Below are 16349 nucleotides of genomic sequence, written 5' to 3'. Positions count from 1 at the left end.
GGTGATGTCGTCCGCGGTAAAGCCCGTCACGTCTTCGCTAAAGGTGAAGGTGTAGGTCACATCCCCCGTCGCCGTCCCGGTAGTGTTATCGCTGATCGCCACCGTCGGCACGGCCGTATCTACACTAATCGTTTCTTGGGTAGCCGCAGCGTTATTATTACCAGCACTATCCGTAAACTTACCGGCTACCACGTCAATCGTGGCAGTAACGTTGTTATCCTCACTAGGAGTGAAAGTCGCTGTATAGCTTGTTCCGCTACCAGAAAGAGCACTTAGTGTTCCGCCAACCACGGTGACATCGTCTTTGATGAAGTCACTACTGCTCTCACTTAACGTAAAACTAATGGTGGCCGTCTCACCACGCTTCAGCGCAGACTTATTGCTACTGATCGTGACTGTAGGTTGCGTAGTATCAATTACAATCGCCTTGTTGGCACCCAGGCTATTGGCTGAACCCGGTGATGCCAGCGTCAGATCTGCTGCATTGCCATTACTGTCATTAATGGTACCGCTGTTAAGTTCCAACGCCGTTGTGCTGGCATAATCGAGATCACTAGAAGTATCACCCGCCTGTATTGAATATTGAAAGACTAATGCCGTACTCCCCGAACCAGAGGTATAGGTCGCATAACGACCTGTGGTACCCGTTTCCAACAATAAACGCGGTGTGCCAGTTACTGTTACCGCTTCATCAAAGCTTACATTGAGGGCAATATTATCGCCTTCATTGTATTGACCATCAGCCGTACTGGCACTCACTCCTGTTACCGTTGGTGACACACTATCGACCCGAACATTCGTCAACGAGCCGACTGAATTAAGTGCAACATTTAAGTCATTCCCTGCCGCATCCTGGATCTCGTCCGCATTCATGCTCAAGGCTGTGACTGAAATACCATCATTATCGACCAGGCCGGTTTCAACAGAATAAGTAAAGACCAATGCCTGAGAACCAGAACCTGACGCATAAGCAGCTAATTTTGTGGTGCCGCCAATATTCAGCGTCAGGCTGGGCGAACCGCTGACAGTTACGATCTCATCGGTGTTGACGGTAAAACTGAGTGATTGGCCCGTAACATAGGTATTATCGACCGGTACAGAGACGCTGATTATCACAGGCTGAGTTGTATCATCATCATCACTGATCGTGATTGTCTGTCGCTGAGCGCCATGTTCGGAAACACCACCACCTGCAACACTGCTGACATCAATAATAATGGTTTCAGCACCTTCCTCGTCACCATCATCACTGCTGGTTATACCCGTTGCAGCATTGGCCGAAGTAGTGCCATTAGAAATAGTGATGTTACTGCTCGGTGTCGCAAAGTCGGTACCACTTGTCGCGGTACCCGAATAGCTCAGACCAACCGTGACATCTTCATAGGTAGCATGATCCAATGTCACCATTATGCTGGCAGTACCGCCGTTTTCGGCCACGGTATTCGTGCCCACAGACAGAGACACAGTAGGAGCTGCTTCAGCATCAGTAATTGAAATTGTCTGTTGCTGAGTACCATCTTCAGTGCCGACCGATACAGAAGAAACATCAACAATCACTGTTTCTGCACTGGCAGCATCATAAAGGGTATCGGCAACACCGGTTACCGTTGTGGTACCAGTTGTGTTGCCTGCAGAAATAGTGATGCTGTCTGACTTGCTATAGTCGGTTGTTGCTGTTGCGGTGCCGCTATAGGCCAGATTCACCGTGATATCAGATGGCCACTGATTGTTCAGGCTACCACTAATCGTAGCTGTCAACGTAGCACTACCACCATCTTCAGCAATAGTATCGGTATCTGCACTCAGGGAAATATCTGGCAAATTAGCATAAATAGCGTCGTTATTCTGGCTGATAGCTGTGGTATAAGCCGAGCTGGTATTGCCGCTGGAATCGGTTAGCGAGATATTAACCGGGATAGTACTCGCGGCCGCAATATTGGTACCACCATCTGTAATAGTAAAGCTTACCGTGTAGGTAGTATCACTGACTTTAGTTAATGTGCTTACAGTGTATCCGGCAATAGTGCCGCTAACGCCACCGGAACCAGAAGTGTAATCATCAGAGTCTGAATCAACGGTAATCGTTGCGGTGGCTGTATCACCAACCTTATGGCTAACATCCTGAATAGCTACGGCGGTAATACTCGGTGCGATGTTATCTCCTACCTCACAAAATGCATCAGTCTGACATACTTCACCAGCGTGTGGGCCTCCCATACACCGGCCATAATAACAAACGGCAACCAACTCTATTCCATCAGTTGGTATCGATATTTGCTGAGCACTGGCCGGAAGTTTAAAGTACTCAAAGCCAGTATTGGTATCTCCTGACAAACCAAGCCTGTGAGCCAAACGTTGGCTGCTTTTACGGCTCTGTTCAAAGGTGCGCAACAGCTCATCAATTTTCTCTTGATGTGGTTTTAGCGTGTTCGCTTCTTGCGCAGCCTTACCCACTGCGGTAAATGATTGTACTGTTGGAGTATTAGAGTGAGCCATAGCCTGGCTTTCTGACCGATATGTACTACTCTGCGACTGCTTTGTATTTTGTTCTATAACAGAAGTACTTTCAGGTTGCTCAGAATAAGAAGCTTCACTGTACTGCTGTGCGCAAACCCCCTGCACCATTAGTGCTACAGCGATAGTTAAATATCGGGGGAGCATACCTCGCCCTCCTTTGCTCTTCGATTTCTTTTCAGGCTCCCTACAAATAGATACCCTGCCCTTAAAGTCATCGAAAGTGCGGTTATACCTTGTTTTCATTATTAATGTGCCTTACCCGCTTTTTTACTTTATTAAAGTGCTAACCTGGAGCCCTGGAGTTCATATATACCTACCTATCAGTTAGTTGCTTTAAGCCGCCTTAGTTGCGCATAAAAAACAACCCACATATGTTTACCGTTGCTTAGGTCATCAATAGAATAACAGCTCTAATATTGATACCAAATGAAATACAATAAATTTATTCTGTGAGGGGCAATTAGGTCGGATAATCAATCAAGAAATGGTCAGTCAAGCACCGACAACAAGTTTCCGGGCTTTGTTGACCACTTCTCGCCACATGACCAGAACTTGGTTTCATAATTGCTTTTAAGCTATTATTATTTCTGCTTTTTCAACTAGAGATGATGGGATCCATTTGCTGCAAAAAAAAACACTATTCCAGCCTGGCGCTTTTGCGTTTATTGTCGGCTGGCTGCTCCTTATGGCTGCACCCAATACTCACGCCACCCCTGGAAATGCTAATTGCATGGCAACATTTGGTTTTTATGCTTTTTCTAATGGCCATGCCTGGGTGGAACTCAACGTAAAAGAGCAGCAGGTGTATCTGACGGATAACTACAAACGAAGTAAACAGGATAACCCTGAAGACCACTATCAAGTCTGTATCGCACCACGATTAATTATTGAGACTCAAAATGGCACACAGGCAACCGAGCTGAGCCAGTTCCTGTTTGCCCTCCTGGATACTGAGATTCATTTTGAGCTGCTTTTTAACCTTCCTGACTCTCAACTCTGGCTGGTTAAGCCGCAAGATCAGGCAGCTCTGTATCCGGCATTCATCCATTTACTCAGCCACAAGCAGGTGCTCAGTGCTCAGCCCGATCTGCTAATCAAGCCCGGACAAACCGGTGCTACTGTTTTGGATAATAGCAAGCGTTACGATATGGAAGGCTACTCGGTAATCAAGGCACTCAATGTTGAGCAACTGTGGCAGCATAACCGTGGACAAGGGGTAACTGTCGCGGTTATTGATAAAGGGTTTCACATCGAACATCGCGATCTTCAAGGCGCTAATGTGCAATTATTCAGAGTTGGTCAGTCGGACAACCGCGATACCAACCACGGATTAAAAGTCAGTGGTATCATCGCTGCACAACATAATCAAATTGATACTGAAGGGATTGCACCGGAAGTAAAGTTACTGGCAATCAGCCTTGAAGCAAGCTTTACATCGGACATCATAAAAAGCCTAGCTATTGCTCAGCAACACCAGGCGGATATCATCAACATGAGCTGGTATTTAACCTATATGATGCACCCCATCCGACAAGTACTGACAGAACTTCGTCGCTCAGGCCGTGATGGTAAGGGCACTCTGTTAGTTGCCGCCGCCGGAAACCAGGCAAGCAGCAAAAGCAGCAGCAAAGCGCTGGTGGGTTTCTCTTCCGCATTGATTGTTGCTGCGGTTACCCACAATAGGCAAGCAGCAAACCCCGTCAAAGGGAGCTTTATTGATATTTCAGCACCCACTATGATCAGTAGCCTTTTCAGCTCACCGAAAGCTCCACTGCGAGAAACGGCCCGAGCCGGAGGCAGTTCAAGTGCAACACCTGTTGTCAGCGCAGTTGCTGCACTGTTAATGAGCTACTGTCCAGGGATAAGTGAAAAGCAACTACGATCAATACTGATTTCTACAAGCACACCTATAGCAACAAAATACCGAGCCTTTACCGGTAACGGCGTTATTTCTCCTCCAGCCGCTTTAAAAGTGCTCAGTTCTCCTAAATGGAGCCAGGTATGTAAGTTGGATGCTTCATCAGATGCAAATTGAAGAGGAATCATCGATTAATGATGCAAATAACGACTTTTCATAATCATAATCAAACTCAAAGCACAACTTTCGGATAGGCGACACTCGTTACAGTGTACCCAGCCCGGTTCGGTTCTGGGCTGGCATTAGGAAATGTAGGGTAAATTCTGACGGGATTTATTGCACCCAAATAGTGCTGAATTGCTTGGGGTCGCCAACAAGTCAGCACAACCTGTCAGCTCTAGTCGAAACTGACAGGTTGATTCCAGGCTAATTCAATTCATTGAATGCCCAGTTACGACTAGTTATTGCTAAAGCTAGTCATTATATTTCGGCGTCAGCCGCTCGGCACTTTCGCTTTTATAGGTCAGATACTGCGCTTCAAAATAGTCATTCAAAGCCCCCATCGCTTGCTGGAAGTTTTCCTTACTGTGGTCAGCCTTCCATTGTCCGGCTTTTTCTAATAGCGCTTCCTTCAGATGTTGTCCGTTTGGTATATCACCCGCTCGCTTGTCCAGCTCCTTGGCAATATTCGAGTCACTCTCTGTCAGTTTATCGAAGGCTTTACCGATGCCTGTTTCGTGATGAGAAGCATACTGATCCCAAAGTGCAGGCTGCTGGCCGTTTTGCCAGCCATTGAACTTTGTTTGCAGGTAGGTCAGTGTGTTGTCACTGATCCATTCAGCAAGGTGATCATTGCTGCTATGAGTGATACCCGCCCCCAGTTTAACCGCTCCGGCCGTGGCTGATGCGTTTCCGCCTAACGACGTCGATTCTGTCGCACGGATATACTGCAGGTGGTATTTGTTGTCCTCCCCTTTGACAAAATTGCCTTCGAACTGGGTACTGGCGCTCAGCGAACCACTCAATGCCAAGTCATCCAGGCCGTCAATTTCACTCAATTCCAGGCTATTTTCACTCAAGAACCGGCCAATGCCTTCTTTGAGGATCCCTTTGATCGCAGAGCTTTTGTCCTTCACTGCCGGGATATCAAGCTTCAATGACGCATTGATATATTCACCGTCATTATCGGGGTTGATATCACCGTCGATCTTGTTGTATTTCACCCCAAGATCAATGGTTTTCTCTCCCAAAACGGGCACCTGAACCGAAGTAGAAACGGTCCCCATTAACTGAGTATTAGTACTCATGGCACCTGATGTCAGCGTAAGAGACTTATCGATATGCTTTTGCTGTTCGAGGTTTAACTGAGGCGTCCTAAAGTCATCAGCCACACTTTTCAAAAACTGGCTAAATGGTGCTTCCTGAGGGTTGAGATGCGGTACTTCCCCTTCCCTGAAGCTTGCCATATAAGCCTGATTCAGCTTGGCATGAGTACACATTACCGCCCTTAAATACTCACCGCGCCCTTCGGCTCCCCGGCTTCCTTCAAATGCATGCTTAATATGGCCAAGATCGCGTTTTATCGCACCATTTTCCCCGCCACTTCGTGCTGCATCATAGCTATTTACCACATTAAGGTATGAATCATATTCCAGCTTGAGAGCAACAATAACATCCTTCAGTTCACTGCGCTTGGCCGCTAGTTTGTCCTGATACATCTCCCCGTCATAATCCTGACCGAACGGCTCCTCGCCTAGCTTTGTCGACAGTCTCCTCAGCTCATTTTCTGTATCCTGAATCCACTGCCTTCCCTCCGCGCCTTGTTTGGTCTGACGGTCACCGAGAAAATCAGACAAATCCATCACAGCCGTATCTTTCAGGGGAACCGATACCGAGAAGAACTTACCGGGCCGACTCTCAATGCGATCGGGCTCAGTCATCAGGGTATCAAGCAAGTTGGCATGTTTGGTAAAGGTGGTATGAACAACAGAACCCTGTAGCGCCCCTTTCAGTTTGGCTAACGCGTGAATGCCGGCCTCCAGTGAGGCGCTGCCGTCGACACTCATACCTACCGCTGTGATCGGCGTCGCTGACTGACGGGGTTTGACTTGAATCTTATCGCCCTGCCCCAATATGTTTTGCTGAATTAGCTGCTTCGTCAGTTGCTGGTTATGGCTAACCACATTACGCATCTGAGCATCCGCCCTGCGCGCCTGGATCATGCCCTTGAAATTATGCTTTAGCTTACCGGCTCCTTCTCCTGCCAACATAACAAGCATGTCATTGGCATGGTAATCAATGAAACTGTCCAGGTTGGCAAATGCCTGTGTCTTGCCTAGCCCCAGACTGCCGCTCAGCGCAACTTTGACAGGGGTTTCACCGCCTCCCGCTTCCAGATTGACACTCAAGCTTCCTTTATGTGATGCCCTGATCCGGGTATCGTCGTTACCAGTGACCTTGACGTCGTACCCAAACCCGACGGTCGCAGATGCAGCCTTGAGGTTAAACAACCCCAGCGCAGGCCCAATATCAAACTTTAAAGACACGGCACGTTCTGTGCCTCCTTTGGTTAAGTGGTGGAACTGGTGTTGCAGACTCTGCTTAAACTCACTTCTCAGCTGTTCCATCCCGCCGCTTCTTACTTGCTCGGCAAGCTGGCGAACAGAAAGCGTCTGCGGATCACTTTTCGGCATTGATGCTGCAAGATCTCTTAACGCCTCATAGGCCTGGCTGTGACTTTTCGCGTCCGCCTGGGTTGCCAGATTCTTTACCGCCTGTTGCGCCTTGACAAGATTGGCTTTTGCCTCTGTCGGCAAGGCACGGGTGCTGAGATGATCCAGTGCTTTGGCTACAACCGTCTGATCACCCGCTGTATAGGTTTTCCCCAACAGTGCATTAGCTGTTAACTGAAGTCGCTCGTCAGAGCCTTTATATGTTTCTAGCTGACCAGCTGCTGCCATCACCTGATGAAAAGCTTGTTTGCTAAGCGGTTCTTGCTGCTGCTTGAGAAAAGGCGTTTCGAGTAATAAATGGCGCGAGGATTCTGGGAGTTGGTGGAACTGCGCGAGCTGTGATTCAGAGAACAATCGACTCACCCGATCGGCAGGCTGAGTAATGTTATGGCTCGGTATCGTTGATGGTGTTGCGGGAGGTGGAATAGCTCCGGAAAATGATGATGTCGATTGCTGCTGAACATGTTGCGTCTGATCGAGCGCTCGCGTCTGTCCAACCGCTGATGCATTGAAATTAACCATGGAAACTCCTTATCAAACGAAACTCGCGCTGGCGATTGCCGATGGTGTTAGATCAGCGAATGCAGATACAGTCTCATCAGATGCTGTCTCATCAAGAGCCGTCTCATCTGGTGAAATCAGTTTTTCAGCCCAGAACGCTGCGGCCTGTAAAAACTGGTTATACTGGTGTGCCCATTGCAGTGCTTGTTCGGCGGTGAACAGATAGGCAAGCAATACCTGGTTGCCCTCAAACACAGATAAGGTCGCCCCGTTTGTCTGCTGCCACATACAATTGGCAGCCAGTAACTCGCGCAACTGTTGATCATGATTTACACGTCCTACCTGGCTGTAGAGCACGACGCCATCAGGGCGATAATAGAAATTGACTGTAAGCGAGAGCGATGGATGATTGATTGATGCCACATCATTTTCATCAAACCCCAAAGGACTTCCCGTCACTTCGGCCAACGCTTTTTGCCATGCTTCTTTGTTCATAGTTACCTCTTCTTGTTGTTATCATCTATTGCGATACCGTTGAAAGCCGGGTCTCAAGCTGTTCGATGACATACGTCATCGATGCCACAAACAGTTGCTCACCAATCTCAACTTCACACACATTGTCTAAATGATCGGCCCCCTCGAACTGAATATCGGGAAAATAATGAGCCATCACGCTGAGGTGCTTAGTAGGCACCCGAACTATCACGTTCTGGCTGTCTTGCACTTCCCTCAGAGCAAGGTTGACCAATGATCTGACTTGATCGGCTTCCGGGTATTGGCTAATCATTGTCAACAAGGCCTCTTTGAGTATGCCGGCCAGCTCGGATTCCAATGCCGACAAGGTCTCTTTCCAGCGTTCTCGCAGCTGCTGCTCGAGACCAAGAACGACGATGGTTTGTCTGGCCTCGGCTTCTTTTTTTGCCAGCTCGATCATTTCCTCAGCCTTTGACTGCGCTTCGGTAATAATCGCCTCTGCTTGCGTATGCGCAGTCGCCAGTATTTCTTCTGCCTGTTGGTGCTGCTCAAGTTCCGATACCGTTATAATTTTATTTCCCGATCCTGCCGACATCAGGGCTGGAACCGTTTTAACCACTCGTACCATTCAGGGGATTTCCTTTGCAGACAAACCAGTAAACTGGGAGAGAGGGCTTTCGAAGTTGCCGTGTTTATCGACAATGATGAAAGTGCGGATGAAGGCGTGGATGCATTTTCCGAACAAACCGGTAACTTTAGTTGCAACAGCCACCGCCAGCTTTCAGACCAGTCTTGAGTTAGCTTTCCCACTATCAAATTTCGTGTTTGCGCTTTTTCCTGCTGCCAATTCAATGCCGTAATTGAATATGGATCCCTGGCAGATTTTGAACGAGATCGCCTTGCAAGATTGGAGAGCCAGGACAACGAGGAATGAGAGTGGCTCGATAACTCTATAGGGTGTGGATTGGCAGGATGCAGCCGCCCATGCGCCATCAGCCAGTCGTAATCATTGCCCAGATTATCTCTGATTACTTGCAGATCATGTCGACAGATAATCCGGATAATCGCATCAAGGTGAAACCAGGCACTCCAGAGAGTCAACACCTCTTCAAGTACCTGCCATGGTAATAGCGCCCAATACTGCAGCTGTGCCAGTTCAGAAAACAGCGGCATCAAACCAAAGTACTCAAGCAACCCCTGATTGAGCCAGGCTTGCTGAGGTGATGATAGATCCTCTGTCCACCAATAGCTGCTATTTAATCCCGCATTACCCGACTCAGAGCCTTCACTATCAGGTAGTTCTGCTTTCGTTAATCTGAGTTCAGCAAGTGCTGCCGCTGTCTGGGTAGGATGGATCACTTGATGCAAACACAAACAATGCTTCACTACCAACTGCTGCTCTGTATCACTGGCTCTGAGTAACACGCTCAAGCACCTCCAAATCGCGTCGCTTTTGCTGCTTTCTTTGCCAAATCATGACGCCGATGAGTACCAGAATCATGGTGCCAAGCAACCCAATCACACCGTATAGCACCATTGGCGATGGCTGCAGGTTTTCTGCAACTACTGGTGCTAACAGCTGCGCCGAGACCTGCGAGGCAACCATTACAACCTGTACATCATCGTACTTAAGCCCTTCGATACTGTTCTGGATCAGGCTTTTGATCTGCGGGATCAACTGACCGACATCGGTGTTCTGCGCATGTTTGATAAACACGGCCGCCGACGAGGGCTTCAATACTGCCCCCCTGACGGTTTCCGGCACCACTAAATGCACTCTGGCACTGATCACCCCATCAATCTGGTTGAGAGTTTCAGCCAGTGCCTGCGACAGCGCATAAACAAAACGCGCCTTTTCCTGCGTGGGTGTTGCCACCAAACCATCTTGCGGGAACAAGTCTTCTACCGTGGAAAACTGTTGGCGCGGATAGCCATTTTGCTTTAGCAGCTCAACTGCGTAGGCAAACTGCGTCTTCTCGACTTTCAGGCTAATGGTATCGCTGCTGGCTCCCTGCTTTTCGGCATTGACGCCATGGTTAAGCAGCAGCGCCAACATCTGATTGGCGTCCTGTTCGGAAAGGTTGGAATACAGGTTGTCTTTGCACCCCTGAAGAAGGCAGACAACCAATGCAATTAGCCACCAGCGGAGCCATCGTGGACCAAGGGAGGAAATAGCTGACATAACTATTGACTCTTTAACAAGGTATCAATGTTCTGACTCGATTTGCTGACGGAGCGGGCCAGCGTTTCCTCAACCAAAACCAGACGGGACAAGTCCATCTGGACCTGAATCAAATCGTGCAGAGACATTTCCGGGTTATCGTTCAGGCGGCTCTGGATCTGGTCGGCCTGAACATCCAAATCGTTGCGAATTGTCTGAATTCCCTCAACCATGGCATCGCCCATCGGCTGGGTGCTTTGCTCAAGCTGTTGGGTAAACAGTTGCTCCAGGTTCACACTGGAAACACTTTGTTGCGGTAACACAAATGATGATTGCAGCGGGGCGACGGGATCAACCATGGTTCAGCTCCTTGATCAATTGCTCGCTAACGGGAATTAATGCATCTGCCATCGGCAATATTGTTCTTCCCAGGACTTCACCAGCCAAATAGCGTTCACCTTCTAACAGGTGGATCATTGCAATGAGCACCTGATTTTCCGGACCGCCTTCTTTTTTCAATACCGCCTGAGCCTGATGTATCTCATTGACTTCACACAGGCACATTGCCTGAATGATGGTGGCAACCTTGCGCTGGTACCGCCTTTGTTCGCTGTCTGACGGAGACAATTCGCTATCATCACCATGGTTTTCCAGTATCGGTGCCAGCAAAGTCTCGGCATCCTTGAGTCGAGCCTGACCGCCAAAAAGCAACGCAAGATTTGCCAAGCCCTGTACTACATCTTTTGAATAATGCCCTGCAGCGCATCGCGTACTGATTTTATCGTCGCACTTTGCAGCCCCATCACCATTGACCACTCGCTGACCATCTTTTGAAATTTCATCAAATCTTCCGGCTTGCCCGGATCCATCTCGGTCGAGAAGCGAGTCAGCTCGGTATCCTTGGCTTCCATTATCTTGCCGAGCCCCTGGTTGATGGTATCGAAATTCATAATTCAGCCTTCCTTTATCGTTGGTATTATTCGCTATTTCTTGATCGAGAATATGACTGACAGCCAGTTTCAATGCCTGCTGCCAACGAACCATCTGAGCAAACTGTGCGGGTAGCATCTGCTCAAGCAGCCGATTTTCTACCTGTGCCAATGCCCGCTCAAATTGACAAAAATGCTGCTCTAATAAAGTGGTATCTGAAAACATTCAACCTCCTGTCGGTAACCACCACTGCTTGCCCTGTTTGGCTATTGCGATCCCTTCATCGGTAATTTCCCGAATCGTATAACCATCCCCGATCACAGCGCTGGTGAGGTATTTTTGACCATCGGACATCACGACATACGGTGTTCGACTCAGGCTCACCGCCCGGATAGATGGCAATGGGCTGTCTGGCAATAAGAAAGCCTGATATTTCACTGGCACCTGATGCCCAAACTGCTCGGCAGCTCGCTCGAGTAACGCTGTCAGTTTCGGCTTCTCCTGCTCTGCCAGCTTACCCGTCAGATAGATATGCCGGTCGGATTCAGCCACCATCAGCCCCGGTAAATTCTGCTGTCGGATAGCTTGCTGAAGCCAGCCAATCAAATCCGAAATACGCGCGGTTTGCCAATCGGTACGGGTAAGTCCCTGCACATCGTCTTGCAAGCTGTTACTGATCTTGGCCAGATCAAGGCCATCCTCCAGCACCCCTTTGATCTGGGCGACACCATGGCTATCAACCGTCACATCCAAGCCAGCCAAACCATGCTGGGCAAGCCAGGTCATCACGGCATTTTGTACGCTATCAATACGATAAACTTGCCATTCAATGGGTTGCTGAGACTCGGCAAGGGTATTTTTCAACGCCTGCAAACTCTCCCTGTCTTCGACATACCCTGACAACACCAAGCGGTCGTTGAGCGGCTGCAGGGAAACCGAGGAATAGTCCAGCTGTTCCAATAGCTGAGCGGCTGTTGTCCGTCGTGTTTTGGCATACTTTGTCGACACCACCAGCGATGCCGACAAACTGCCGACTACCAGTACCCCAGACAAGGCAATGCCTGCCCACGGGATTCGGCGGCGACTAACAACAGGAACAGTGAGTACCGGCCACACAACATCCGATGGCCCGAAAGCAAACGCCACTCCCCCGACCTGAATAACCTGATAAGGCTTGATACGGGCAATACCGGCTGACTGTCGTTTTCCATTCAGATACCAGACTTGGTCTGCCAAGATTTTTATTACCTGATCGGTATCGGTCAGGGTCAGCTGACAAGCAACGGCGGCAAAACCACAATCAGACAACACGCAATCGGCACGTGCACTGTCTGAACCCAAAACAATATTAGTTTGCTCGGTTGCCATTTCGGCTCCGGCATGGCTGCCGGACAGCACTTTTAATTTCCACCTTGTCATGCCCGTTACCTATATAAATGATGTGTAGAACCAGAGACAAAGGCTTGCTCCAGCGCCTCGACCTCGGCAACTCCCGGCACGATTTGCCTTAATTCAGGATATTGCTGGCGGGCTTCGGCCAGGTTGTTCAAACCGGGCTCCAACACTTTTGGCCGGATCAGGAAAAGGCGAACCATTCGGCTGGTTGTGGTTTTCTCTTGGCTAAAAAGCGCCCCAATCATCGGTATGTCCCCCAACACAGGCACTTTGTCCGTCCCCATGGTTTCCGAATCCACAAAATACCCTCCAATCAGCAAGCTCTGGCCCTTTCTCACCATCGCTTCCGTCTTGATGAAACTGCCCTTAATTGTCGGCAGGTTGTCGACGCGCTCGTCAGTGGTTTTGCCATCCGTGATCTGGATATCAAGCTTGACCACATCGCCCGACTTATCAGGGATAACCCTTGGGGTAACCGTGAGCTTTGTCCCGGCTGTCAACGGTACTAACTGCGCATCTTCCTTCGATGTCACTCGGGCATAAAAAGTCTCGCTGTTATCCAGTACTGCTTCTGTATTTTCCTGGGTCAGCAAGGAAGGCCGAGACAGCATCCGCGCTTTGCTCTGGCTCTCTAACGCCTTGAGACGGAACAATACACCAGTAATATTGGCCCCGATAATGGTGGACAGATTGAGCCCGTCCCCCAGTACGCCGCTAATGACACCACCTTGATAGCTCAAACTGCCCGACGAGCCATTGATTCCCCAGTCAATGCCGAACTCCTCCAGTGCGTCTTCCTTGATATCAATGATCGTGACCCCAATTTCGACTTGCTTAAGAGCCCTGTCCATTGCGTGGATCATTCGAATATAACGATCGATATTTGACTGGGTATCTCTTAGCAATACCGCGTTACGGCTCTCATCCGATTCGATCCGGCCGATAGAGTCCTGCGAGTTGTACCCCATTAGCTTTCGCAGTGTCGTTGCGACCCCAGGTACTGTCTTGCCATCCCCGACCTGGCGATCCCCCGCCCAGGCAAAGTACAGGGGAACAACATACGTTTGCAGCTCTTCTGCCTGTTTAACCTTGGCCTGCTCGTCCAATCCGGTGGCCACCTGTTCGACAATGTCAACAAACCGCGGCGGCCCCGACACCAGCAACAGCCCCTTGTCTTGCAATGAACGCCAGCCAAAACGGTCAAGATCCAAACCAACCTGCCCCATGGCCTGCTTCAGCGCTGCCGGTGACATCCGTTTCAAGGTCAGCACCTTTGTCTGCATTTCACTGCCACAGTTAAAATAAAGCGTGTTGCCGTAGCGAAACCAGATAAAGCCAAATGCAGCCTGTAGCTGACTTAAGAAATGCTCCGCCGTGGAAGCTGCAACCTGTCCATTGAACTTTTCACTAATACATTCACTGACAACGGCTGATAATCGGTAGTTGGCTGAAAACCCTTTCAGCACATCTGCCAGTGGCTCATCCTGTCCGATATGCTGATACCCGCTACGCGGTAAAGATTGTGGCCAGGCCGGCGTTGAAGATAAGAACCCCACACAGAGCAACAGCAAAATAGCAATGAAAGATACACCAGGCCTCTTTGACGATAATCGTAGCCAGATGGACAGCCGTTCAAACAAGGCCTCGGACAAACTTTTCAATCCCCACTCATGCATCAAACGAACACCATATTGCTGGCAGCCAGATGGGTAACGGACGGCAGCATCGGTTGTTGCTCCAAACCAATAAATTCATGCATAACGTCTACAACCCACAACAGCTGCTCTATTCTCCCACCCAGATCAACGTCATCACTGCAATCGGCAGTCAGCTCACCGTCTCTTGTCAGGCGCTGCAGCAAAGTCAGCTTAGAGTGATCCGGTTCCACCATCAGCTCGACCTGAGTATGCTGTGCCACCCAGGCCATTTTTTTTAGCACTGCGCATAACTGGCGGCAGAGCTTATCAGGCTGCTGTCTTTCATCTGGCAGCAGCATCATGGCGACCGATGCAACGCCTTTACTGACATCCACCTGTACCAGGGTGTTTTGGATTAATAACACCTCGATACCGTCAAGGTGCTGCGCGGCTATATCATATGTTTCAACAAACGCGTCAAGTTTTGATGCCAGTGTCGCCATTGATAAATTCACCTCGATTATTCAAGAAGTTATTGCAACATTGCCCACTTCATAAATCCTCAAAAAAACCTCAAATAAGTTGGAATCATGTTTTGAGAAAAAAGCGACCAATGGCAATGCCTGTGGTCGCTTTGGGCTACAAAGATTTGAAACGCCTAACGGGGCGAATTTGTTGTGTCACGAACAGCTTCCGTATAATCCGTTAGGGGCGCATCCATCCCTCTGATAGGTAAAGCATGCGAAGATAGCTTGGAACCCCATCCTTCTTCACATCCTGAAATTGCTGATTAAGTTCGTCACGAACAAAGTGCGGATCCTTGCCGGTGTTTACGCCATCAATCACTCGACCTAACACACCGTCTTGATCGTTCATCAATGACAGCAAGGCTTTGTCTGATTTCCGGCCGGTTTTCGAACCAAATTCCAGCTCTTCCGATGGCTCTGAGCCCAGCATTGTTTTCAATACCATCCGGTTCAGCTCCAGCTCCTTGTCTTCATCACTTGGCTCAAAACCAAAGTCGTCTTTGCTCATGTGGGTATTTTCTGCCGGGCCGAGATACCGAAGCAGAGCCCGAACGGTACTGGTATCGGTCAGCTCGAACGATTTCTCCTTGCCGTTATGGGTTGCTTCCAAACGGGGCAAAATACCGATCTCCATCCGCTTAGCACTGTCTTCATTGGCCGCAGCTTCCGGTATTACATGGTTCGCCGCCGCTTTAATTCCTGTCAGCCCAAGCGAATAGGCTTGTTTGGCGGCAAAATTGCCGACCGTATTGGTGACTGCAGAATCAACGGCGCCATTAACGATAGGCTTAATGCCCACCTTACCGACAGGGCCGAGATTAAACGCCCCCAGCGGCATAAAGATAAAATCGACCGCTGTCGAGAACATCGCTTTGCGTGCCTGCTTCTCATGGCCTTCATAGAGAACATCGGTCAGGTTATGGGCGAAGGTATTGCGGGTCTCTGGCTTTTCGGCCAGCTTCCCGATCCGTCCGGCAAACAGTTCTTTGTCACACTCTTTGGAGGCTGTTACACACTTATCGACAATACCGACAAAATTACCAATCACCGGCACATACTTGGCTGCCTTCTTAACCGGTCCGCTGATATCTCCTTTTTTGGTGTCGTTCCAGACATCTGTCGCGGGCTTTCCGACATGCTCCTTGGCAAACTGCTTCACTTTTCCGTCAAAACAGCCCGGCTTGTAATCCTCCAGCAACGCAATCATGCGCGGATCCCGGCCCGCAGTATTAAAGCATTCAGCAAGGCATTTATACGCGTCCGGATCTATCTTCAACTGCTGCAAAACCTGCTTCACTTCCTGGACATTGCGGCGGGTAATCGGATCACCTTTACGCAGGTTGTATTCCAGCGGACTGAAAGCATCCAGACCATCTTTAGAATGCTCCCGTTGCAGCGCCGCCTTAAACTCGCGGCCAGTGGTGATATTCTCTTGCTTTAGCGCTTCGGCCTTACTGCTTGATACCAGGCTGGTGATGCTGTCGATTTTTGAATCGGCCTTAACCACAGTGCCGTCTTTGGCCAGCAAGCGGGTGTCTGAGTTCTTGGCATACTGCATAAAATCTTGCAGCGGGACATGTGACGAGGTATTTCCAACTTGTGCAGGGCTCATTGTCG

Annotated in this window: 14 protein-coding genes; 1 reads left to right on the top strand and 13 read right to left on the bottom strand. The window is 49.4% G+C overall.

Annotation, left to right across the window (positions count from 1 at the left end; all coding sequences use genetic code 11):
- Positions 1 to 2661: Ig-like domain-containing protein (locus BIT28_RS01225; protein WP_245823627.1), on the bottom strand; the 2661-nt coding region annotated here is incomplete at its 3' end.
- A 475-nt stretch (positions 2662 to 3136) separates the two neighbouring features.
- Here BIT28_RS01225 and BIT28_RS01220 point away from each other — a divergent pair.
- Positions 3137 to 4552, top strand: a complete 1416-nt coding sequence (locus BIT28_RS01220; RefSeq protein ID WP_075761820.1) for a S8 family peptidase — start codon at positions 3137 to 3139, stop codon at positions 4550 to 4552.
- A gap of 296 nt (positions 4553 to 4848) precedes the next feature.
- Here the strand turns inward: BIT28_RS01220 and BIT28_RS29460 are convergent, their stop codons facing one another.
- The 12 genes from BIT28_RS29460 to BIT28_RS01160 all read right to left on the bottom strand — a co-directional run bounded on the left by BIT28_RS29460 (position 4849) and on the right by BIT28_RS01160 (position 16344).
- Positions 4849 to 7629, bottom strand: a complete 2781-nt coding sequence (locus BIT28_RS29460) for a hypothetical protein (RefSeq protein ID WP_075761819.1) — start codon at positions 7627 to 7629, stop codon at positions 4849 to 4851.
- A 12-nt stretch (positions 7630 to 7641) separates the two neighbouring features.
- Positions 7642 to 8103 (bottom strand): type III secretion system chaperone, encoded by a 462-nt coding sequence (locus BIT28_RS01210; protein WP_075761818.1) that lies wholly within the window; start codon positions 8101 to 8103, stop codon positions 7642 to 7644.
- 25 nt (positions 8104 to 8128) lie between these two features.
- Complete coding sequence (locus tag BIT28_RS01205; RefSeq protein ID WP_075761817.1) at positions 8129 to 8710, bottom strand: HrpE/YscL family type III secretion apparatus protein; 582 nt, start codon at positions 8708 to 8710, stop codon at positions 8129 to 8131.
- Complete coding sequence (locus BIT28_RS01200; RefSeq protein ID WP_075761816.1) at positions 8677 to 9507, bottom strand: hypothetical protein; 831 nt, start codon at positions 9505 to 9507, stop codon at positions 8677 to 8679. The genes BIT28_RS01205 and BIT28_RS01200 overlap by 34 nt, the downstream gene beginning before the upstream one ends.
- Positions 9488 to 10264 carry a type III secretion system inner membrane ring lipoprotein SctJ gene (gene sctJ, locus BIT28_RS01195; RefSeq protein ID WP_075761815.1) on the bottom strand — a complete coding sequence of 259 codons (777 nt, stop codon included), beginning with the start codon at positions 10262 to 10264 and terminating at the stop codon, positions 9488 to 9490. Before sctJ ends, BIT28_RS01200 begins: the two co-directional genes overlap by 20 nt.
- A 2-nt stretch (positions 10265 to 10266) precedes the next feature.
- Positions 10267 to 10602 carry a type III secretion system inner rod subunit SctI gene (sctI, locus tag BIT28_RS01190; RefSeq protein ID WP_075761814.1) on the bottom strand — a complete coding sequence of 112 codons (336 nt, stop codon included), beginning with the start codon at positions 10600 to 10602 and terminating at the stop codon, positions 10267 to 10269.
- A complete protein-coding gene (locus BIT28_RS01185) occupies positions 10595 to 10969 on the bottom strand; it encodes a hypothetical protein (protein ID WP_075761813.1) in 375 nt (124 codons plus the stop codon). Before BIT28_RS01185 ends, sctI begins: the two co-directional genes overlap by 8 nt.
- An 8-nt stretch (positions 10970 to 10977) precedes the next feature.
- Complete coding sequence (locus BIT28_RS01180) at positions 10978 to 11193, bottom strand: EscF/YscF/HrpA family type III secretion system needle major subunit (protein ID WP_075761812.1); 216 nt, start codon at positions 11191 to 11193, stop codon at positions 10978 to 10980.
- A 205-nt stretch (positions 11194 to 11398) separates the two neighbouring features.
- Positions 11399 to 12592, bottom strand: a complete 1194-nt coding sequence (gene sctD, locus BIT28_RS01175; RefSeq protein WP_075761811.1) for a type III secretion system inner membrane ring subunit SctD — start codon at positions 12590 to 12592, stop codon at positions 11399 to 11401.
- Between the two features lie 5 nt (positions 12593 to 12597).
- Positions 12598 to 14229 (bottom strand): type III secretion system outer membrane ring subunit SctC, encoded by a 1632-nt coding sequence (gene sctC / locus BIT28_RS01170; protein ID WP_175577478.1) that lies wholly within the window; start codon positions 14227 to 14229, stop codon positions 12598 to 12600.
- A gap of 14 nt (positions 14230 to 14243) precedes the next feature.
- The gene (locus BIT28_RS01165; RefSeq protein ID WP_075761809.1) at positions 14244 to 14708 is read right to left on the bottom strand and encodes a hypothetical protein; all 465 of its coding nucleotides are present in this window, start codon (positions 14706 to 14708) and stop codon (positions 14244 to 14246) included.
- A gap of 202 nt (positions 14709 to 14910) precedes the next feature.
- Positions 14911 to 16344, bottom strand: a complete 1434-nt coding sequence (locus tag BIT28_RS01160; RefSeq protein WP_075761808.1) for a hypothetical protein — start codon at positions 16342 to 16344, stop codon at positions 14911 to 14913.
- Positions 16345 to 16349: the final 5 nt, after the last annotated feature.

Origin of the sequence: Photobacterium proteolyticum (assembly GCF_001939735.1) — a bacterium.
Classification (GTDB): Bacteria; Pseudomonadota; Gammaproteobacteria; order Enterobacterales; family Vibrionaceae; genus Photobacterium; species Photobacterium proteolyticum.
The sequence above is the reverse complement of the archived record's forward strand: the minus strand, read 5'-3'. Positions and strand labels throughout refer to the sequence as shown.